Consider the following 19,984-nt stretch of genomic DNA (forward strand, 5'->3'; position numbering starts at 1 on the left):
GCAAGCATGAGTCCTTCGCGTCCTTTCATTGAACGGCCCGTTGCCACCGCGCTGCTCATGCTGGCCATCGTGCTGGCGGGGCTGGTGGGCTTTCGCTTCCTGCCGCTGTCGGCCCTGCCTGAGGTGGACTACCCCACGATCCAGGTGCAGACGCTGTACCCCGGCGCCAGTCCGGAGGTGATGAGCCGCACGGTGAGCGCGCCGCTGGAGCGCCAGTTCGGCCAGATGCCGGGCCTGGAGCGCATGGCCTCCACGAGCGCGGCCGGGGTGTCCATCGTGACGCTGCAGTTCAGCCTGGGCCTGGCGCTGGACGTGGCCGAGCAGGAGGTGCAGGCGGCCATCAATGCCGGCAATTCGCTGCTGCCCGCCGACCTGCCCGCGCCGCCGGTGTATGCCAAGGTCAACCCGGCCGACGCGCCGGTGCTGACGCTGGCGATCAGCTCGGAAACGCTGCCGCTGACCGAAGTGCAGAACCTGGTGAACACCCGGCTTGCGCAGAAGATCAGCCAGGTGGGCGGCGTGGGGCTGGTGACGCTGGGGGGCGGGCAGCGCCCCTCCGTGCGCATCCAGGCCGACACCAAGGCCCTGGCCACCTACGGCATCGGCCTGGACACGCTGCGCACCGCCATCACCGCCGCCAATGCCAACAGCGCCAAGGGCAGCTTTGACGGCCCCCAGCGCTCGTACACCATCAATGCCAACGACCAGCTGGTGACGGTGGACGACTACAAGAACCTCATCGTGGCGTGGCGCAACGGCGCACCCGTGCGCATGGCAGAGGTGGCCCGCGTGGTGGAAAGCGCCGAGAACAACCGGCTGGGGGCGTGGGCGGGTGTGGGCTCAAGTGGCAGCGACGCAGGGAGCGTGGGGGCCACCGAGCCGCCGCCGGGCCGCCCCAAGGCGGCGAGCGCCCCCTCGGGGGGCAGCGAACCACACGGAGTGGGGAGCGTGGGGGCCACACTCACTCCAGCCATCATCCTGAATGTGCAACGCCAGCCGGGCGCCAACGTGATCGCCACAGTGGACCAGATCAAGAAGCTGCTGCCCGAGCTGCAGGCCGGGCTGCCCGCATCGCTCAAGGTGCAAGTGCTGTCCGACCGCACCACGGGCATCCGCGCATCGGTGGCGCATGTGGAGATGGAGCTGGTGCTGGCCGTGCTGATGGTGGTGCTGGTGATCTTCTTCTTCCTGCACAGCCTGCGCGCCACCGTCATCGCCAGCCTGGCCGTGCCCATCTCGCTCATCGGCACCTGCGGCGTGATGTACCTGCTGGGCTACAGCCTGAACAACCTGAGCCTGATGGCGCTGACCATTGCCACCGGCTTCGTGGTGGACGATGCCATCGTGATGATCGAGAACATCGCGCGCTATCTTGAGAAGGGCGAGCCGCCGTTCCAGGCCGCGCTCAAGGGGGCGACGCAGATCGGCTTCACCATCATCTCGCTCACGGTGTCGCTGATCGCGGTGCTGATTCCGCTCTTGTTCATGAGCGACGTGGTGGGCCGGCTGTTCCGCGAATTTGCCGTCACGCTGGCCATCACCATTCTCATCTCGGCGGTGGTGTCGCTCACGCTCGTGCCCATGATGGCGGCGCGCTGGCTGCGTGCGGAGCCCGTGGGCGGCGCGCACGGCGTGGCCGGCCGCATCAACCGGGGGTTTGAGCGTGTGATTGGCGGCTACGACCGGTGGCTGCAGTGGGTGCTGCGCCACCAGGGCGTGACGCTGGTGGTGGCGGTGCTCACGCTGGTGCTGACGGCGCTGCTGTATGCCGTGATTCCCAAGGGCCTGTTCCCGACGCAGGATACGGGGCAGCTGCAGGCGCGCATCGAGGCCTCGCAGGACGTGTCGTATGCCCGCATGAGCGAGCTGCAGCAGGCGGCCGCCCGCGCCATCCTGCAGGACCCGGATGTGGAGTCGCTCAGCTCCTTCGTGGGCGTGGACGCGGCCAACAACACCATGCTCAACGCGGGGCGCATGCTCATCAACCTCAAGCCGCAGCGCGATGCGCAGGACACCATCGTGCAGCGCCTGCGCGAGCGCGTGCAGTCCGTGGCGGGCGTCACGCTGTACCTGCAGCCCACGCAGGACCTGACCATCGATGCCGAGACCGGGCCCACCGAATACCGCGTGTCCATCGGCGGTGTGGATTCGGCCCAGGTGAACGAGTGGACGCGCAAGCTGGTGGAACGCCTGCAGCGCGAGCCCAAGGTGCGCAACGCCACCACGGACGCCGGGGCGCAGGGCCTGTCGGCGTTTGTGGACATCGACCGCAACACGGCGTCGCGCCTGTCCGTCACCGCCAGCACCGTCGACGACACGCTGTACAGCGCCTTCGGCCAGCGCATCGTGTCCACCATCTTCACCGAGACCAACCAGTACCGCGTGATCCTGGAAGCCCAGCCCGAGGGCCTGGGCAGCCCCGAGGCGCTGGGCACGCTGCCGCTGCGCACCGGTGCCGGCACACCCACGCCGCTGGCGGCGGTGGCCACCATCCGCGAGCAGCTGGCGCCCTTGCAGGTCACGCGCGTGGCCCAGTACCCGGCCGCCACGCTGGGGTTTGACAAGGCGCCCGGCACGTCGCTGGGCAGCGCGGTGGATGCGATCCGCGCCGCCGCGAAGGAGATCGGCATGCCTGCGGGCCTGTCCATGGAATTCCTGGGCGCCGCCGGGGCGTACGAAAAATCCCTCTCCAGCCAGCTGTGGCTGATCCTGGCGGCCATGGTGTGCGTGTACATCGTGCTGGGCGTGCTGTACGAGAGCTACATCCACCCGGTGACGATTCTCTCCACCCTGCCATCGGCCGGCGTGGGCGCCTTGCTGGCCCTGATGCTCACGGGCAACGACCTGGGCGTGATCGGCATCATCGGCATCATCCTCTTGATCGGCATCGTCAAGAAGAACGCGATCATGATGATCGACTTCGCCATCGACGCCGAGCGCCACCAGGGCATGGCGCCGCAGCAGGCCATCCACCAAGCCGCGCTGCTGCGCTTTCGGCCCATCCTCATGACCACGCTGGCGGCGCTGTTTGCGGCGCTGCCGCTGATGCTGGGCTGGGGCGACGGGGCGGAGCTGCGCCGTCCGCTGGGCCTGGCCATCTTTGGCGGGCTGATCCTGAGCCAATTGCTGACGCTGTTCACCACGCCCGTGATCTACCTGGCGTTTGACCGCCTGGGCCGCCGTGTGACGGGCCGGGGCACGGCTGCGGCGCCGCTGCAGCCGGAGGACGCGGCATGAACCTGTCGCGCCCTTTCGTCGAGCGGCCCGTGGCCACGGTGCTGCTCACCATCGGCGTGGCGCTGGCGGGCATCGCGGCGTTCTTCGTGCTGCCGGTGTCGCCGCTGCCGCAGGTGGACTACCCGGCCATTTCCGTGTCGGCCACCCTGGCCGGGGCCAGCCCCGAGACCATGGCCACCAGCGTGGCGACTCCGCTGGAGCGGCGCCTGGGCGTGATCGCGGGGGTGAACGAGATGACCTCGTCCAGTTCCAACGGCTCGGCGCGCATCAGCCTGCAGTTCGACCTGAACCGCAACATCGACGCCGCCGCCCGCGAGGTGCAGGCCGCCATCAACGCGGCCCGGGCCGACCTGCCGGCCACCTTGCGCAGCAACCCCACGTACCGCAAGCGCAACTCGGCGGCCTCGCCCGTCATCATCCTGGCGCTCACGTCCAAGACGCGCACGCCGGGCGAGATCTACGACGCCGTGTCCAACGTGGTCAGCCAGCGCCTTTCGCAGGTGGACGGCGTGGGCGAGGTGGAGATCGGCGGCGGCTCGCTGCCCGCCGTGCGGGTGGAGCTGCTGCCGTTTGCGCTCAACCGCTACGGCATCAGCACCGAGGATGTGCGTGCGGCCATCCAGGCATCGAATGCCAACCGGCCTAAGGGCGCGATCGAGGGGGACGGCCGGCGGCTGCAGATCTACACCCCGCAGCCCGCCCGCAAGGCGGCGGAGTACGCGTCGCTGATCGTGGCCTGGCGCAACAACGCGGCCGTGCGCCTGGGCGACGTGGCGCGGGTGGTGGACGGCGTGGAGAACCGCCGCACGGTCGGCCTGTTCAACGGCGAGCCCGCCATCATCGTGCTGGTCACCCGCCAGCCCGGCGCCAACATCATCGAAACGGTTGATGCCGTGCGCGCGCTGCTGCCCGAGCTGCAGGCCCAGCTGCCGCAGGACATCCAGGTGGCCGTGGCGTCGGACAGCACCAATTCCATCCGTTCGTCGCTGCGCGAGATCGAGCTGACGCTGATGGTGTCCATCGCGCTCGTGGTGCTGGTGGTGGGCCTCTTCTTGCGCAAGGCCCGTGCCACGGTGATCCCCGCCGTTGCCACGGTGGTGTCGCTGCTGGGCACCTTCGGCATCATGTACTTTTTGGGCTTCAGCCTGAACAACCTGAGCCTCATGGCGCTGACGGTGGCCACCGGCTTCGTGGTGGACGACGCCATCGTGGTGCTGGAGAACACCATGCGCCACATCGAGGCGGGCATGGGGCGGCTGGAGGCGGCCTTGCAAGGCGCGCGCGAGGTGGGCTTCACCGTGCTGTCCATCAGCCTGTCGCTGGTGGCGGTGTTCATCCCGCTCTTGTTCATGGATGGGCAGGTGGGCCGGCTGTTCCGCGAGTTTGCCGTCACGCTGTCGGTGGCGGTGATGATCTCGCTGGTGATCTCGCTCACCACCACGCCCATGATGTGCGCGTGGCTGCTGCGTGCGCACGATCCGGCGCATGACAAGCCTCCCTCGCGCCTGGCGCGCTGGGCGGAAGGCGGCTACCGGCGGGTGCTGCGCGGCTACGAGCACAGCCTGGACTGGGCGCTGGCGAGCAAGGGGCTCGTGGTGCTCATCCTGCTGGCGGTGATCGGGCTCAACGTCTACCTGTTCGCCAAGATCCCCAAGGGCTACTTTCCGGAGCAGGACAACGGCCAGCTCAACGCGGGCCTGCGCGCCGACCAGAGCATTTCTTCCGAGGCGCTGGCGCGCAAGCTGCGCGAGGCCGTGGAGATCATCCGCAAGGACCCCGCTGTGGACACGGTGGTGGGCTTCTCGGGCGGCAGCCGCGCGGGCGGCGGCTTCATGTTCGTCAACTTGAAGCCCCTCGCACAGCGCGCGGACAGCACGCCGGCCGTCATCGCCCGCCTGCGCCCGCAGCTCAACCAGATCACCGGCCTGCGCGTGTTCCTGAATCCCGTGCAGGACCTGCGCATGGGCGGGCGCTCCAGCAACTCCACCTACCAGTACACGCTCAAGAGCGACAACCTGGCCGACCTGAAGCTGTGGGCCGGCAAGCTGGCGGACCGGCTGAAGGAAGAGACCCTGCTGCAGGATGTGGACACCGACCAGGCCGAGAACGGCGTGGAGACCTACGTGGAGGTGGACCGTGCCAGCGCGTCGCGCCTGGACGTGAGCGCTTCGGCCATCGACAACGCGCTGTACAACGCCTTTGGCCAGCGCTCCGTGGCCACCATCTACGACGAGCTCAACCAGTACGCGGTCATCATGGAGTGGGGCCCCGAGTACACGCGCGGCCCGCCCGCGCTGGCCGACATCTATGTGGCCGCCAACCCGACAGGGGCCACGGGCACGGCGGCCAACCCGGGACAGCGCGGCGCCTCCACCGGGCAGGTCATCAGCACCCAGCCTTCCATCATGGTGCCGCTCAGCGCCATCGCACGCGTGGTGGAGCGCGCCTCGCCCACCTCCATCAGCCACCAGGACGGCGAGCTGGCCACCACCATCTCGTTCAACATCGACCCCGGCACATCGCTGGAGCAGGCGCGCCAGGTCATCCAGCAGGCCGAGGCGGACATCGCCATGCCCACCAACGTGCGGGGCAGCTTCCAGGGCACGGCGCTCAGCGCCCAGCAGTCGCAGGGGCAGCAGCTGTTCCTGATCGTCACCGCCATCGTGGTCATCTACATCGTGCTGGGCGTGCTGTACGAAAGCCTCATCCACCCGGTGACCGTGCTGACCACGCTGCCTTCGGCCGGCGTGGGCGCGGTGCTGGCGCTGCTGCTGTTCCGCATGCAGTTCACCATCATCGCGCTCATCGGCGTGTTCCTGCTGATCGGCATCGTCAAGAAGAACGCCATCATGATCATCGACTTCGCGCTGGAGGCCGAGCGGGCGCGCGGGCTCACGGCGCTGGAGGCGGTGCGCGAGGCCTGCCTGCTGCGTTTCCGGCCCATCCTCATGACGACGATGGCGGCGGCGCTGGGCGCGCTGCCGCTGGCCATCGGCTTCGGCCAGGGCTCGGAGCTGCGGCAGCCCCTGGGCGTGGCCATCATCGGCGGGCTGGTGGCCAGCCAGTTGCTCACCCTGCTGACCACGCCGGTGGTGTATGTGCTGCTGGACAAGCTGCGCAGGCCCGCCCCCAACGAACAACAACTCAGCCGCGCTGCCGCTTCGGGCGCAGCGCCGTGACCGCGCACCATGAAGACACGTTCCTCCCCCCTCCGTGCACCCGCGGCACGCACCGCACGGCGCGCAGGCGCCTTGCTGGCGCTGGCGCTGCTGGCGGCGTGCGCCACCCAGCCGCCCTACGAAGCCCCGGCCGCCCCGGCGCCGCAGGCGTTCAAGGAGGCCGGCGCCACCTGGACACCCGCCGCCCCGGCCGACGCGCTGGACCGCGGGCCGTGGTGGGAGCTGTTCCAGGACGCCGAGCTGAACCGCCTGGCCGCGCAGGTGCAGCTGTCCAACCAGAACATCGCCGCCGCCGTGGCGGCCTACGCGCAGGCGCAGGCCGTGGTGCGGCAGGAACGGGCGGGGCTGTTCCCGTCGGTCGGCCTGTCCGGTGGCGCCACGCGCACCGGCGGCGAGGGGGCCGCGCGCACGGGCCTGTCCACCTCGGCCTCGCTGGGGGTGGACTGGGCGCCCGACCTGTGGGGCCGGCTGCAAGGCGGCGTGGGCGCCGCACAGGCCAGCGCGCAGGCCAGCGAGGCCGACCTGGCCTCGGCCCGGCTGTCGGCCGTGGGCGCCCTGGCGTCGGCCTACTTCCAGCTGCGCGAGGCGGATGCCGAGGGCGAGCTGCTGCAGGCCACGGTGGAGGGCTACGAGCGCAGCCTGCAGATCGCACGCAACCGCTACGGCGCGGGCGTGGTGGCGCAGACCGACGTGCTGCAGGCGCAGACCCAGCTGGCCAATGCCCGGGCCGACCTGGCCACGGTGCGGCAGAACCGTGCGCGGTTCGAGCACGCGGTGGCCGTGCTGACCGGGCGCGCCCCGGCGGATTTTGCGCTGCCGCCCGCGCCCTGGTCGGCCGCCGTGCCCGAAGTGCCGCCGGTGGTGCCGTCCAGCTTGCTGCAGCGCCGCCCCGACATCGCGGCGGCCGAGCGCGCGGTGGCCGCGGCCCACGCGCAGATCGGCATCCAGCGCGCGGGCTATTTCCCGAACCTGGGCCTGCGCGGCTCCCTGGGCAGCGGGGGATCGAGCGTGTCGGACCTGTTCAAGGCCTCCACGCTGGTGTGGTCGCTGGGCCTGTCGGTGGCACAGACCGTGTTTGACGCGGGTGCCACCACGGCGCGGGTGGACGCCGCCCAGGCGGCCCGCGATGCGCGCGTGGCGGCCTACCGCCAGACAGTGCTCACAGCCTTCCAGAGCGTGGAAGACCAGCTCACGGTGCTGCGCACGCTGCAGGCGCAGGAGCCCCTGCGGCGCGAAGCCGTGGCGGCCGCCGAGCGCACCGCACAGCAGCTGCTCAACCGCTACCGCGAAGGGCAGGTGAGCTACACCGAGGTCGTCACTGCACAGGTGGCGGCGCTGTCCGCGCAGCGGGCGCTGCTGCAACTGCAGGTGAACCGCCAGCTGGCGGCGGTGGCGCTGGTGCAGGCGCTGGGCGGCGGCTGGCACGCCCCCTGGCAACCGCCGGCCTGACGAGGGTGCCCGGGCGGCTGGGCATATACTCCTGTTTTGATAGCTGCTTGCGCTTGTCAGATAAGCGCTAGAGCCCACTTTTACTTAAATTTCTATCAAGGAGTGCGCGTGGATGTTCTATTGCTGGCCAAGGCCGCCGTCATGGGCGTGGTCGAGGGGCTGACGGAGTTCCTGCCGATTTCCTCCACCGGGCACCTGATCCTGGCCGGTTCGCTGCTGGGGTTTGATGACGCCAAGGCCAAGGTGTTCGATATCGCCATCCAGACCGGGGCCATCTTTGCCGTGATCCTGGTGTACTGGCAGAAGATCCGCGAGACGCTGGCGGCACTGCCCACCGAGCGCCAGGCGCAGCGCTTTGCCGTGAACGTGCTGATCGGTTTTTTCCCGGCGGTGGTGCTGGGGCTGCTGTTCGGCAAGGCCATCAAGGCGCACCTGTTCACCCCCATGGTGGTGGCCACGACCTTCATCGTGGGGGGCTTCATCATCTTGTGGGCGGAGCGGAGGCCGGCCTCGGCGGCCCGCATCCAGTCGGTGGACGACATGACCCCCTGGGATGCCCTGAAGGTAGGCCTGGCGCAGTGCCTGGCCATGGTGCCCGGCACCAGCCGCAGCGGCGCCACCATCATTGGCGGGATGCTGCTGGGGCTGTCGCGCAAGGCGGCCACGGATTTCTCGTTCTTCCTGGCGATCCCCACGCTCATCGGTGCGGGCGTCTACAGCCTGTACAAGGAGCGCGCGCTGCTGTCGGCAGCGGACCTGCCCCTGTTTGGCGTGGGGCTGGTCTTTTCGTTCGTGAGCGCCTGGCTGTGCGTGCGCTGGCTGCTGCGCTACATCAGCACGCACAGCTTCGTGCCGTTTGCTTACTACCGCATCGTCTTTGGCGTTGTCGTTTTGTTGACCGCCTGGGGTGGCTGGGTGCAGTGGGCGGATTGATAATCCTGCCATGACCCGTTCCCGCCTGCCTCTTCGCCGTTGCTCCTGCGTTGCCCTTCTGGCCTGCCTGGCTGCATGGCCCGCGGCGCGCGCGGCCGAAGAAGCACCGCGGGACGGCGACGAGCCCGCCAAGCCCCGGTTCAACTACGTCCTGGGGGCGCTGGTCAGCTCCAGCCCCGACTACGCGGGGGGCGACGGCCGCAAGAACAGCCTGCGGCCGGCCTGGGCCATTGAATACGGGCGCTTCCGGATCAGCACTTCGCGCGGCAGCGCGTTCATGGGCCACGGCCTGGCGCCGCGCGATTCGGGGGGCGCCAGCGCCACCCTGGCGCAGAGCGACCGCTTCAACCTGAGCGCATCGCTGCGTGTCGACAAAGGGCGCGACGGCTCGGATGCCCCCATCCTGGTCGGGCTGCCGTCCGTGCGTTCCACCCTGCGCGCGCGGGTGAGTGCAGGCTACGCCTTCACGGACCGCTGGGCCGTGGGCGCGGGCCTGTCGCAGGACATCCTCGGGCGGGACGGCGGCGCCCAGCTATCCACCAGCATCGGCTACACCTGGCCGGTGACCGCCCAGACCAAAGTCACGTTCGGCGCGGGCGCCAGCTTTGGCGACCGCACCTATCTGCGCGCGCATTTCGGCGTGCCGGAAGGGGGCGCGGGGGCGCTGCCCGCGTTTTCGCCGGCCGCGGGCCTGTACAGCGTGGACGCCGGCGTGGAAGTGATGACTGCCATCAACCGCCGTTGGGTGGTGCTGGGCGCGGCGCGGGTCTCCCAGCTCAAGGGCGACGCGCGGCGCAGCCCGCTCACGGTGGAGCCCACGGGGTACTCGGTCTCGGTCGGGCTGGCCTACCGCTGCTGCAAATAGCCGCCTGCGGGCCGGCCGCCGCGCACAGGCGGAGCCCGTGAGCACGGCAGGGACAGCCCGCGCCAGTGCTCGGATCAATGTTAAGCTGAAGGCGCCGGGCCGGTCCGTGTCCCTTCTTGGGTTCTTGGGGCCGCGCTGCGGTGGACGGTTCCTTCCCCTCGCGTGTCGATGTTCAGCCTCCGGGGCTTTGCCGCATGATGCAAGAAGAGTCAGAGTTGACGCAGCAACCCTGCGCCGTCCCCGGCGGCCAGTCCGGCCCGTCCAAGGACCGTCTGCTGGACATCGTCACCCGCAGCGCTGGCGCCACCATGGCGGTGGTGGACCGCGGCCTGACCATGATTTACGTGAACGACGAATATGCCCGGTGGTTCGGCACGGTGCCGGACCGCCTGGTGGGCCAGTCGCTCGTGCAGGTCTATGGGGAAGAGGACTGCCGACGCTTCATGCCGTTTGTGGAACGGGTGCTGCGGGGCGAACGGGTCCAGTACCAGCGCCTGCTGCGCACGCCGTACGGCTTTGACGAATGGCGCACCATCTGCCTCACCCCCTGGTACGGCGAGCAGGGCGCCATCGAAGGTTTCATGACCACTGCGCTTGATGTGCACGAACTGCAGGTCACCATGGACGCGCTGCGTGCGGCCAACCAGCGGCTGTCGTCCCACATGGAGAACAGTCCCCTGGCCGTTCTGGAGATGGACCATGGCCTGCGGCTGCTGCACTGCTCGCAGCGCGCGGTACAACTGATGGGGTGGCCGCCGGTGGCGGGGCTCAAGGGGCGCGCGCTGCCCGGTCTGCTGGCGCTGCAGGAGGGGTGTGAACTGCTGGAGGCCCTGCACCGCCTGCAGTCGGGCGCGGAATCCCAGAACCGGGCGGAGGCCAGCTTCTTCCGCGAGGATGGCGCCGAGGTGCATTGCGAATGGTTCAACTCGGCGCTCACGGACGCGGAGGGCCGGGTGGTCTCCGTCATGGCACTGGTGCAGGACGTGTCCGCCAAGATCCAGATCGCCCGCCAGCAGCACTACCTGGCCCACCACGACAGCCTGACGGGGCTGTACAACCGCAGGGCGTTCCAGAGCCGGCTGGAGGCCGCGCTGCAGCAAGCCCGCGGCACGGGGGAGGCGGTCGCCGTGCTTTTCATCGACCTGGACGGCTTCAAGCGGGTGAACGATACGCTGGGCCACCGCACGGGGGACGAAGTGCTGCGGGTGATGGCGCAACGGATCGCTGGCGCCGTGCGGGGCGGCGACACCGCGGCGCGGCTGGGCGGAGACGAGTTCCTGGTCATGCTCGAGCGGGGCGTCACGCGCGAGGTGATCGACACCGTCGGCCACGGCCTGCTGCAGGCCCTGCGGCGCCCCGTGGCGCTGGACGGCCTGGAGGTCACCGTCGGTGCCAGCATGGGCGTTGCCGTGGTCCGGCCGCGGGACAGCGACATCGGTGCACTCATCAGCCGCGCCGACCAAGCCATGTACGCAGCCAAGCGGGCCGGCAAGGGCCGCCTGCACTACGCCGAAGGGGGCTGAGCGGTCCGCAAGCGTCGCCGGGCGGCGGCGCACCCAGGGATGCTCTGCACGAATCGAGCGGACAGTGTGCGCTGCGGATCGGGAGGGGCTGCAAGGCGCAAAACGCAGCAGCCCTCCCGAAACCGCAGATGCACACGGCGCGACGATTCGGGAAGAGGATCCCTAGGCCGATGACAGTGCCAGGTCGCCCGTATTGCGCCGCAGGCAGAACTTGCCGCCCTGCTTACCGCTGTACATCGCGGCGTCCGCGAGCTTGAGCAGGCCGACGGCATCGTTGCTGTCGTGCGGGGAGATGGCGTAGCCGATGGTCAGCCCCACCTCGATCTTCAGGTCGCCCAGCGAGAACGGCGTGCGGAACGCTTCGAGCAGCTTGTTGCCCAGGTCGTGGGCCTGCTGGGGGCTGCCCAACTGCCCGGTCATGACCACGAATTCATCGCCCCCCAGGCGGGCCACCACATCGCTCTGCCGGACCTGGCTTTGCAGGCGCCGGGTGACGGCCACCAGCAGCTCATCGCCCACATCGTGGCCGTGGGTGTCGTTCACGGGCTTGAATCCGTCCAGGTCCATCACATACAGCGCCAGCAGGCGGTCGGGGCCGCAGTGGTGCAGGGCCGAGGTGAGTGCAATGTTCAAGCCGCGCCGGTTGGGCAGGCCGGTCAGCGGGTCGGTATGCGCCAGCGAACGCATGGCGTCGCGTTCGCGGCTGGCGTGCAGGGCCTCGATGCGCAGCGCCTTGGTGCGCAGGCCCAGCACGCGCATGAAGAGCAGCATGTCCAGCGTGGCGCCAAACTGGAACGAGTGCAGCGTCCAGAAGTTCACGGGCACCCAGCCCCGGATGACGCCGATCACCGTGGCCGTGGCCGCGAAGTACACCACCCATGCCAGCAACAGGCTCGCGCCCACCGGGTCGCCGCGCCCAGCCCGCCGCACCGCGCCTGGAATGCCCATCAGGGCAGGGACCAGCCCGAGGACGCTGACGACCGCGGCAATGGTGGAGGTGCTCAGCACGTCCAGCGCGTGCACCAGCGCGAGCAGCACGCACAGCAAGGCGCCCCCGCGCATGGTGCGCAGCAGCAGGTTTCCGGGCCGGTGGCCCGCCAGCGCCTGGCTGATGAAGAGGAAGGAGCCGCAGGCGGCCATCAGCGAGGACAGCCCCGCCGCGTGCACTTCAAACCACGGGTTGTCCTGCCACAGGTACTGCGTGGCCAGGCCGAAGAAGTGCAGCGAGAACAGCAGGCTGCCCGCAATGAGCAGCGCGTACTGCAGGAACAGCACATCGCGCAGGTTGATCCATTGGGCCAGGCTGTAGATCAGCAGGCACAGTGCCAGTCCGGCGAGGATGCCCTGCAGCATCTGCTCGTTCAAGGCCGCCGCATGCCACGCGGGCGGCTTGCTCAGCGTGATGGGCAGCACCATGGCGCCCCGGGTTTCCACGCGCAGCAGCAGCTCGTACGGCTGGCCGGCGTGCATGGGCAGCACCAGGGCATGGGTGCGGCTTCGCAGCGGGCGCTGCGAAAAGGGCTGCAGGCTGCCCAGGGTGGCTTGCTGAATCACGTGGCCGTCTTGGGTCAGGTACACCTCCACCCGGTTGAGCACGGGGTAGTCGATGTCCAGGATCCAGACCCCATCCGATGTTGCCGAGACGTCCAGCGGAGTGCGGATCCATACCGCCCCGCTTTGCACCCCCAGCGTCTTGGCGGTGCCGGGCGGATGTTCAAACTCAGCCGCTCGGGGCAGCACGTCCTGCAGCGTCCAGGTGCCGGAGGGATCGGCCAGCACGGACACGGCCGGCCACACTTCGATCCGGGGCGTGTCGTCGCGCAAGGGCAATGGAGCGGCCGCCCGGCTGTCGCCCCAGAGCATCGCCAGCGCCAGCCAGGCGCACCCCAGTGCACAGCGTGCCCAGGGCGCCGGCAACCAGTGCCAGAAGTTCGAGAGAGGCGTGACGCGCATGGCCGGTGGGGGTGGGTTGGGGGCAGTGTAGATGCGGCGGGAGGTTGCAGGGAATGCGGTCGAGCGGAACTTGCGAAGCTGGGCCTTGCCTCCGGCCTAGGCCGCGAGCATCTGCGCTGTGCCCGCAGCGCGCCGCAGGGAGCGCTTTCCTTCCTGCTTGCCTGTGTACATCGCGGCGTCGGCCAGGCGGATCAGGGCCTGGGGGTCGCTGCTGTCCAGAGGCGCCAGCGCATAGCCGATGGTCAGCCCCACCTTCAATTGGAAGGGGCCCAGCGGGAACGGGCGGTCAAACGCGTGCAGCAAGGAACGCCCCAGTTCATCGGCCACCTCGGGCGTTTCCAGCTGGCAGGCCATGATGATGAATTCGTCGCCCCCCAGCCGCGCCACGACGTCGGTGGCATGGCGCACGTTGGCCTGCAGCCGGTGGCCCACCGCCACCAGCAGGTCGTCGCCCACATCGTGCCCGTAGGAATCGTTGATGGGCTTGAACCCGTCCAGGTCCATCAGGTACACCGCCACCAGATGGCCTGGCGCGCAGGACTCGAGTGCCGCCCGCAGCGCATGCTGCAGCCCCCGGCGGTTGCTGAGGCCCGTCAGCGGGTCGCTGTGGGCCAGCGAATGCATGAGGTCGCGCTCGCGCAGGGCCGCTTGCGCCTGCAGGCGGATGGCCTTGGCCCGCAGCCCCATGACCCGCAGGAACAGCAGCATGTCCAGCGTGGCGCCGAACTGGAACGAGTGCACCGTCCAGAAGTTCGCCGGCACCCAGCCCTGCACCAGGCACACCATGACCGCGGCGGCCACGCCGTAGGCCACCCAGGCGAGCAGCAGCGTGGAGCCGATGGGGTTGCCGCGGCGCACATGCACGAGCGCCGCCGGCACGCTGAGCAGGGAGGGCAGTGGGCCTGCCAGGCTCATGTAGGCAATGGCGATGGGCACGCTCACCCCGCCGAGCACGACGCCGGCGCAGACCAGGGCCGTGATGGCGGCGCCCGCGCGCATGGTGCGCGCATACCGGCTGCGGGGTGTGGCGTCGGCCAAGGCCGCGCCCAGAAAGAGGAACGACCCCGCCAGCGCCACCAGGCCTGCGGTCAGTCCGCCATACCGCGCCATCCACAGGTTGCCCGGCCACAGGAACTGGTCGCCAATGCCGAAAAACTGCAGGGAAAACCCCGCGCTGCCCAGGACGACCACGGCGTAGAAACCGAAGAGGTTCTCGCGCTGTGTGACCCACTGGACCAGGCTGTACGCCAGCAGGCAGAACGCCAGCCCGTTGAGCAGGCCCTGGAGCATCTGTTCGCGCAAGGCCTGGTGGATCTGGCGGGGCATCTCGCCCAGGGTGATGGGCAGGATCAGCGGCCCGGTGGCGCGCACGCGCACCAGCAGGTCGTAGGTCTGCCCCGGCTCCAGGTGGAACGCCATCGCCGGGGTGCGGATGTCCAGGTCACTGGCGCCAGGCTGCCCCGAGCGGACCTGCTGGAGCACCTGGCCGCCACGGGCCAGGTAGATGTCGGCCTGCAGCGAGCTGTAGCCGATGTCGACCACCCAGGGCGTGCGCAGCGCCTCGGGCGCAAGCAGGGGGATGTGCAGCCACATGGCGGCCTTGTGCACGCCCAGCGAGCCGCCGCGCCGGGCGGGCGGCCCGAACTGGTCCAGCTGGCGCAGCATGTCCTCTGCCGAAAGCGCGTAGGTCGGATCGGCCCGGAGCGTGATGGCCTCCCACGGGTTGACCTGCGGCCTGTCGTGCGTCAGCAACAGCGGAGGCGTTGCGGCCCGCGCGTGCAGGGGCTGCGCCAGCAAGGCCAGCAATGCCAGCAGGAGCAGCAGTGCCCCGGCGACGCCGCTGCGCGCGCGGCCCGGCCAGGGCAGCATCGGGCGGGCGCGTGGCAGGGGTTTCATCGGCGGCGGGAGCGTGGGTGGCGAGCGGTGGTCGGCTAGCGGTGGCGGTCAGGCGGTTTGCTGCGCCGGGGCCGTCGGTGCTGCCGGGGCCTGGCTCGCCAGCCTGGGGTTCCAGCTGCCGCGGGTCGTGAGCCGGTCTTCCAGGCGGTTGAGCCACGCGGGGGCGTGGGGATCGTCGCTCCAACTGTGCACCACGGCATCCACCTGGTGGAGGAGCTCCGTGGGCAGTTGCAGCGGGCGCGTCTGGCTCATCAGGACGCGGCTCATGAAGTGATAGCCCAGCGCACGGGTCAGCATGCGCACGATGGAAAAGCGCGGCATCACCAGCCGTGCAACGGCGTCGAGCGCGCGCGCCAGCAGCAGCACGGCCCGGAACAGAAGGGCGGAGGGCCAGGGCATGGGCTGGGTCAGACCCAGGTCGTTCGCCGTGGCAGCCCCGCAAAGGGTGCGGGTCATGAGCTGGGGAAAGGGCTTCACGATCGTCCAGGGCAGCGCGTTCTCCATCGTCTGCATGAGCGCGCGGCCCAGGCCGGGGCGCGGGTCGGGGGTGACGGGCTCGGCGCGGCCGCGGGCCTGCATGCGGTCCATGAGCGCGTGGCCTTCGGACATCGTTTCGACCATCAGGGCGCGGTCAATGCCCAGCACATGGCCCACCACGTTCCAGGCATGCAGGTAGGCTTCCTCGTCGGCGGGCGGCAGCCCGATGCCCAGGCGCCTGAGACTGCGCAGGAACACATAGCTGAAGGTGAGCAGGGTGTAGGCCTGCTCTTCCTGGTTGCAGGGCAGGCCGTCGCTGCCCAGGTCCCAGCCCCTTGCGAAGAAGGCCTGGTACATCGCCTGGCGGCCCCCCCGGGGCTGGCGGGCCAGCGCAGGGATCTTGCCGTCGCCGCCTGCCAGCAGCTGCTGCATGGCGGCTTGCGGGCTGCCGTGCAGGATCAGGTTGCGGATGGTGGCATGGATCAGCCGGACCTTCAGCACCTGCGCCACGCCCGCGCCCCGCGGGCCCAGGCCCCCGTGCAGCATCACGGGGAAGATCATGGCCGCGGTGGAGCGGATGCGGTATTCGGCGTTTTGCTCAAGCTGGCCCGAGGTGTGCAGCACGCTGGCCAGGTCGGGGATGACATAGCACTCGGGCAGGCTGGCGCAAAACAGCAGGATGCAGGACAGCGCGCCGTGCTCCATGAACAGATGCTCGGCGCGCTCGATCTTGCGGGCGTCGGCCCAGGGGGGCAATGCCTGGGCGGCCTGTACGTAGTGGTCCAGCGCCCGCGCCAGGGATGCGTCCACGCCGTCGCCGCGCGCCTGCCAGCCTTGCAACGTGGCGTTGTCCGTCCATTCCCCGATGAGGCGGTTGACGGTTTCCAGCCGCCGCCATTGGGCGGCATCCAGGGCCGCGTCGCCGGCAGGCCATTCGCCGAGGATGTCGCTGAGGGTCTGGTCGGCCAGCGGGTCGGCGCGGCGCTGCATGGCTGCCAGCTCGGCGTCGGAAATCCGCGGGGCGGCCGCGGTGGCGGAGGGGGTGTTCATGCGGTGGTCTCCTTGCTCCAGCGCTGCCAGCCCGCCAGCGAGCACAGCAGCGGAATGCCCATGGCGAACGGTGCGATGGTCCGGATTTCTACAGGGGCGCCCATCACCATCTGGAACACCATGCCCGCGCCGTACAGGGCCAGCGGCACCAGAGCGTGGCGGGGCAGAAAGGGCGTGGCGGGCCGCACGGCCTGCGGACCCGTGGTGAGGCGGAAGGTGAAAAGGATGGCAAAGGCGACGAACACCCAGCCCACGAAGCCCTGCACGGTTTCCCCGAACCAGGCGCCATCGGTCTTGGCCATGATCCAGGCCTTGAGCGTGTAGACGAAATAGGGGTCGGCGCCCAGGTCGAACGCGGTCACTACCATGGCCGCCAGGAACGACAGCCCCGCCGCGTGGCCCAGGCCCGTGGTGCCGTCCACCGGCGCCTGCCAGACGATGAGGTTGGTGATCACATAGCCCATGTACGTCAGTGCGAACCACATGAGGGGGATGACGATCGGCACGTCGCCGATCCGGGGGCCGAGCACGTCGGTGTACGTGTAGTGGCCGAAGAACCACCCGTGGCTGGTGCCCATCTGTTCCGCGAACCAGCCCATGCCCACGGCCAGCAGCACGAACCTGAAGGCCGGCCGGGCGCCCAGGAGGTGGGCCGCGCTGGCCCAGCAGCACGCAAACATGAGCACCGATGCCGTGACGAGCGCCGCGGTAGTGTCGTTGTACACGCGTGCGATCGTGGCCAGCCCAAAGGCCCCCAGCAGCAGGAAGCTGGCGGCAGGCAGGTGTTGGAGCAGGGTTTGTGCACGCATCAGGTCGTATCACGCTGTAACAATATCCCCAGTGTAGGGGATGCGTGTGTCGGCCGCGCTGCTTGTTATCCCGGAGTCCGGCCAGGCCCCGGGGCCGGTGTCAGCCCCCGCTGGCGGGCGGTGCCAGCGACGCCAGGTTGAGCAGCGCCGCCTCGATGGCGGCGGCCGTGGCCATGGGCTGCTCCATGGGAAACAGGTGGCTTCCGTCGAGCATCATGGTGCGGCCCTCGGTGACGCGCAGGGTCATCGCCATGCCCACCTGCTTCATTTCGTCCGAGTCGCGGCCGCCGATGAAGGCCGCCGGGCACTGCAGCGGGTGGGCGCGCAGCAGGCGGCCCAGGTTGTGCGGCAGGGTGTTGTAGATCGCCGTCTCCACCGCGCGGTCAAAGCCCAGCACGCGCTTGCCGTCCTGGTCGTGCAGGCCGTGGGCCACATAGTCTTCCAGCACCTCGGGGTGCCAGCGCGCAAAGGCCTTTTTCTTGCGGAAGTGTTCGAGCGCTTCCTCGTTGCTGGCCCAGCTGAAGCGCCGCTGGCGGCTGACCCGGCCGGGCGAGATCGAGCCCACCACCTGGGCGCTCTTGGCCACGCCCACCACATTGGCTTTCCAGCCGCCGATCAGCGGCGAGTCGATCAGCACCACGCCGCGCGCAAGTTCCGGGTGGCGCGCCGCCGCCATCACGCTCAGAAAGCCGCCTAGCGAATGCCCCACCAGGAAGACCCGTTCGCCCCGCCGGCGCACCTGCTCGGCCGCGAAGTCGGCCAGCTGCTGCACCAGGTGCGGCCAGTTGTTGGTCACCGGGTAGCGCGGGTCGTGCCCGTAGCGCTCCACCGCGCTGACCTCAAAGCCCCGGGCTTTCAGGTGCCGGAAGAGCACGCGGTAGGTGCTGGCGGGAAAGCTGTTGGCGTGCGAGAAAACGATGGGCAGCGCGTTGCGGGGGGCGGTCATGCCGGGCAAGCCTTTCTTCAGATGAGCTTGTCCAGGTGGTTGGTGATCTTCTTGAGCGGCTTGCTGCGTGCGGGGTTCACCATGATCGGCACACTGGTGGCGCCACCGCCCCAGGCCGGGTCTTCGATGCTGTCGAACACCTGGCGCAGCTTCTGGCCCCAGCTGTCGTGGAGCATGCGGAAGTAGGGGTTGTTCTCGTCGATGCACACCACCTTCTCGGTGGAGAACCGATCGACCTCGTACACCACCAGGTCCAGCGGCAGCCCCACGGACAGGTTGGACTTGAGCGTGCTGTCCATGGACACCAGGGCGCATTTGGCGGCTTCGTCCAGCGGCGTCTCGGGGGTGAGCACGCGGTCGAGCACCGGCTTGCCGTACTTGGATTCGCCCACCTGGAAATACGGCGTCTCCGAGGTGGCCTCGATGAAGTTGCCCGCCGAGTACACCTGGAACAGGCGCATGCCCTCGCCCTTGATCTGGCCGCCGAACACCAGGGACACATTGAAGTCCACCCCCGAGCGCTTGAGCGCCGCGCCATCGCGCTCATGCACGTGGCGCACGGCCGAGCCGAGGACGCGGGCCGCGTCGAACATGCTCTTGGCATTCCAGATCGAGATGGTTTCGCCGGATTCGCCGTCCTTGAGCTGTTCGGTCTGCAGGATTTCGCGCACCGACTGCGAAATGGACAGGTTGCCCGCCGACAGCAGCACCATGAAACGGTCGCCCGTCTTCTCGTACACCATCATCTTGCGGAAGGAGCTGATCTGGTCCAGCCCGGCGTTGGTGCGGGAGTCGGACAGGAACACCAGTCCGGCATTGAGTTTGATGGCGACGCAATACGTCATGTGACAAAGTGGATTCAGTGAACGAGAGAACCAGTGAGTTTAGTGCGGCGCTGAGGCTCAGGGCTGTTCAGGGTCCACCTGGCGGTCCTGGCGGCTTGCGGTGTCATCGGCTGAAGGGGGCGAGTGCGCCCCATGCTGGATTCCTGCGGGTTTGGCGGACTGCCTGCGGCTATGCGTTGGGCGGACGAAGAGCACGCAGTTGCTCTCGCAGCGCCGGCAACGCCGTTTGCACAGTGTCCCAGACGACATCCAGGTTAATTTCAAAGTAGCCATGCGCAATGCGGTTGCGCATGCCCTTCATCGCGCGCCAAGGCACCTGCGGATGTGCCAGCGCGAAGGCTTCGTGGTCCTTGAGGATATTGGTGGCCTCCTCGCCGATCAGGATCAGGTTGAGGATGACGGCCTGTTGCGTTCTTTTGTCTTGCTCGAAGGTGGCGCGGTCCATGCCTTGTAGGTAGCCGCATGCGAGGGTCGTTGCCTCCAGCATGTGGTCCAGATAGTCGGGCAAGCGGTCGGGCGTCATACGGGCCGGGCTTCCGCCAGAACCTGGGCGCGAAACGTGGCGGGCAGATCGCCGGGCGTGAGCAGGTCCACTGGCACGCCTAGCAGCTCCTCCAACTCGACTTGCAGTCCGCCCAAGTCAAAAAGCGTGGTGCCGGGCAGCGGGTCTACCAGCAAATCCAGATCGCTGCCATCTGCGTCATTGCCATGCAGTACCGACCCAAATACGCGTGGGTTCGCGGTGCGAAACCGGGCGACCGCTTCCCGCACTGCGCAGCGTTGCTTGTCGAGGGATGTCGAGGGCTTCATCAGTGGCTCCTG

General features: G+C 69.1%; 14 protein-coding genes. 6 read left to right on the top strand and 8 right to left on the bottom strand.

Going from position 1 to position 19,984, the window contains the following annotated elements; all coding sequences use genetic code 11:
- Positions 1–6 precede the first annotated feature (6 nt).
- From ACOYR3_RS07785 to ACOYR3_RS07810, 6 genes are all read left to right on the top strand, one after another.
- Positions 7–3,237 (top strand): efflux RND transporter permease subunit, encoded by a 3,231-nt coding sequence (locus ACOYR3_RS07785; protein ID WP_422845881.1) that lies wholly within the window; start codon positions 7–9, stop codon positions 3,235–3,237.
- Positions 3,234–6,416 (top strand): efflux RND transporter permease subunit, encoded by a 3,183-nt coding sequence (locus ACOYR3_RS07790; RefSeq protein WP_422845882.1) that lies wholly within the window; start codon positions 3,234–3,236, stop codon positions 6,414–6,416. The genes ACOYR3_RS07785 and ACOYR3_RS07790 overlap by 4 nt, the downstream gene beginning before the upstream one ends.
- A gap of 9 nt (positions 6,417–6,425) precedes the next feature.
- The gene (locus tag ACOYR3_RS07795; RefSeq protein ID WP_422845883.1) at positions 6,426–7,865 is read left to right on the top strand and encodes an efflux transporter outer membrane subunit; all 1,440 of its coding nucleotides are present in this window, start codon (positions 6,426–6,428) and stop codon (positions 7,863–7,865) included.
- 108 nt (positions 7,866–7,973) lie between these two features.
- Positions 7,974–8,798, top strand: a complete 825-nt coding sequence (locus ACOYR3_RS07800) for an undecaprenyl-diphosphate phosphatase (protein WP_422845884.1) — start codon at positions 7,974–7,976, stop codon at positions 8,796–8,798.
- Positions 8,799–8,808: 10 nt separating this feature from the next.
- Positions 8,809–9,663: a MipA/OmpV family protein gene (locus ACOYR3_RS07805; RefSeq protein WP_422845885.1), complete on the top strand. Its 855-nt coding sequence runs from the start codon at positions 8,809–8,811 to the stop codon at positions 9,661–9,663.
- A gap of 194 nt (positions 9,664–9,857) precedes the next feature.
- The gene (locus ACOYR3_RS07810) at positions 9,858–11,186 is read left to right on the top strand and encodes a diguanylate cyclase domain-containing protein (RefSeq protein ID WP_422845886.1); all 1,329 of its coding nucleotides are present in this window, start codon (positions 9,858–9,860) and stop codon (positions 11,184–11,186) included.
- Between the two features lie 162 nt (positions 11,187–11,348).
- Here the strand turns inward: ACOYR3_RS07810 and ACOYR3_RS07815 are convergent, their stop codons facing one another.
- The 8 genes from ACOYR3_RS07815 to ACOYR3_RS07850 all read right to left on the bottom strand — a co-directional run bounded on the left by ACOYR3_RS07815 (position 11,349) and on the right by ACOYR3_RS07850 (position 19,972).
- Positions 11,349–13,139 carry a diguanylate cyclase domain-containing protein gene (locus ACOYR3_RS07815; protein WP_422845887.1) on the bottom strand — a complete coding sequence of 597 codons (1,791 nt, stop codon included), beginning with the start codon at positions 13,137–13,139 and terminating at the stop codon, positions 11,349–11,351.
- Positions 13,140–13,235: 96 nt separating this feature from the next.
- Positions 13,236–15,035: a diguanylate cyclase domain-containing protein gene (locus tag ACOYR3_RS07820; RefSeq protein ID WP_422845888.1), complete on the bottom strand. Its 1,800-nt coding sequence runs from the start codon at positions 15,033–15,035 to the stop codon at positions 13,236–13,238.
- 48 nt (positions 15,036–15,083) lie between these two features.
- Entirely contained in the window at positions 15,084–16,562 is a 1,479-nt protein-coding gene (locus ACOYR3_RS07825; protein ID WP_422845889.1) for an oxygenase MpaB family protein, read from the bottom strand.
- Positions 16,559–17,371, bottom strand: a complete 813-nt coding sequence (locus tag ACOYR3_RS07830) for a carotenoid biosynthesis protein (RefSeq protein WP_422845890.1) — start codon at positions 17,369–17,371, stop codon at positions 16,559–16,561. Before ACOYR3_RS07830 ends, ACOYR3_RS07825 begins: the two co-directional genes overlap by 4 nt.
- Positions 17,372–17,471: 100 nt before the next feature.
- Positions 17,472–18,317 (bottom strand): alpha/beta hydrolase, encoded by an 846-nt coding sequence (locus tag ACOYR3_RS07835; RefSeq protein WP_422845891.1) that lies wholly within the window; start codon positions 18,315–18,317, stop codon positions 17,472–17,474.
- A gap of 17 nt (positions 18,318–18,334) precedes the next feature.
- A complete protein-coding gene (locus ACOYR3_RS07840) occupies positions 18,335–19,162 on the bottom strand; it encodes a peptidase (RefSeq protein ID WP_422845892.1) in 828 nt (275 codons plus the stop codon).
- A gap of 169 nt (positions 19,163–19,331) precedes the next feature.
- Complete coding sequence (locus tag ACOYR3_RS07845; protein ID WP_422845893.1) at positions 19,332–19,685, bottom strand: DUF86 domain-containing protein; 354 nt, start codon at positions 19,683–19,685, stop codon at positions 19,332–19,334.
- Entirely contained in the window at positions 19,682–19,972 is a 291-nt protein-coding gene (locus ACOYR3_RS07850) for a nucleotidyltransferase family protein (RefSeq protein ID WP_422845894.1), read from the bottom strand. The genes ACOYR3_RS07845 and ACOYR3_RS07850 overlap by 4 nt, the downstream gene beginning before the upstream one ends.
- Positions 19,973–19,984 lie beyond the last annotated feature (12 nt).

Source organism: Acidovorax sp. M2(2025) (genome assembly GCF_049330835.1).
GTDB lineage: Bacteria > Pseudomonadota > Gammaproteobacteria > Burkholderiales > Burkholderiaceae_C > Acidovorax.

Excerpts from the sequence above, each read along its gene's own strand:
- ACOYR3_RS07845 (WP_422845893.1), bottom strand. The coding sequence starts at position 19,685 with ATGACGCCCGACCGCTTGCCCGACTATCTGGACCACATGCTGGAGGCA.
- ACOYR3_RS07835 (WP_422845891.1), bottom strand. The coding sequence starts at position 18,317 with ATGACCGCCCCCCGCAACGCGCTGCCCATCGTTTTCTCGCACGCCAAC.
- ACOYR3_RS07785 (WP_422845881.1), top strand. The coding sequence starts at position 7 with ATGAGTCCTTCGCGTCCTTTCATTGAACGGCCCGTTGCCACCGCGCTG.
- ACOYR3_RS07815 (WP_422845887.1), bottom strand. The coding sequence starts at position 13,139 with ATGCGCGTCACGCCTCTCTCGAACTTCTGGCACTGGTTGCCGGCGCCC.
- ACOYR3_RS07850 (WP_422845894.1), bottom strand. The coding sequence starts at position 19,972 with ATGAAGCCCTCGACATCCCTCGACAAGCAACGCTGCGCAGTGCGGGAA.
- ACOYR3_RS07830 (WP_422845890.1), bottom strand. The coding sequence starts at position 17,371 with ATGCGTGCACAAACCCTGCTCCAACACCTGCCTGCCGCCAGCTTCCTG.
- ACOYR3_RS07840 (WP_422845892.1), bottom strand. The coding sequence starts at position 19,162 with ATGACGTATTGCGTCGCCATCAAACTCAATGCCGGACTGGTGTTCCTG.
- ACOYR3_RS07825 (WP_422845889.1), bottom strand. The coding sequence starts at position 16,562 with ATGAACACCCCCTCCGCCACCGCGGCCGCCCCGCGGATTTCCGACGCC.
- ACOYR3_RS07820 (WP_422845888.1), bottom strand. The coding sequence starts at position 15,035 with ATGAAACCCCTGCCACGCGCCCGCCCGATGCTGCCCTGGCCGGGCCGC.
- ACOYR3_RS07805 (WP_422845885.1), top strand. The coding sequence starts at position 8,809 with ATGACCCGTTCCCGCCTGCCTCTTCGCCGTTGCTCCTGCGTTGCCCTT.
- ACOYR3_RS07810 (WP_422845886.1), top strand. The coding sequence starts at position 9,858 with ATGATGCAAGAAGAGTCAGAGTTGACGCAGCAACCCTGCGCCGTCCCC.
- ACOYR3_RS07790 (WP_422845882.1), top strand. The coding sequence starts at position 3,234 with ATGAACCTGTCGCGCCCTTTCGTCGAGCGGCCCGTGGCCACGGTGCTG.
- ACOYR3_RS07795 (WP_422845883.1), top strand. The coding sequence starts at position 6,426 with ATGAAGACACGTTCCTCCCCCCTCCGTGCACCCGCGGCACGCACCGCA.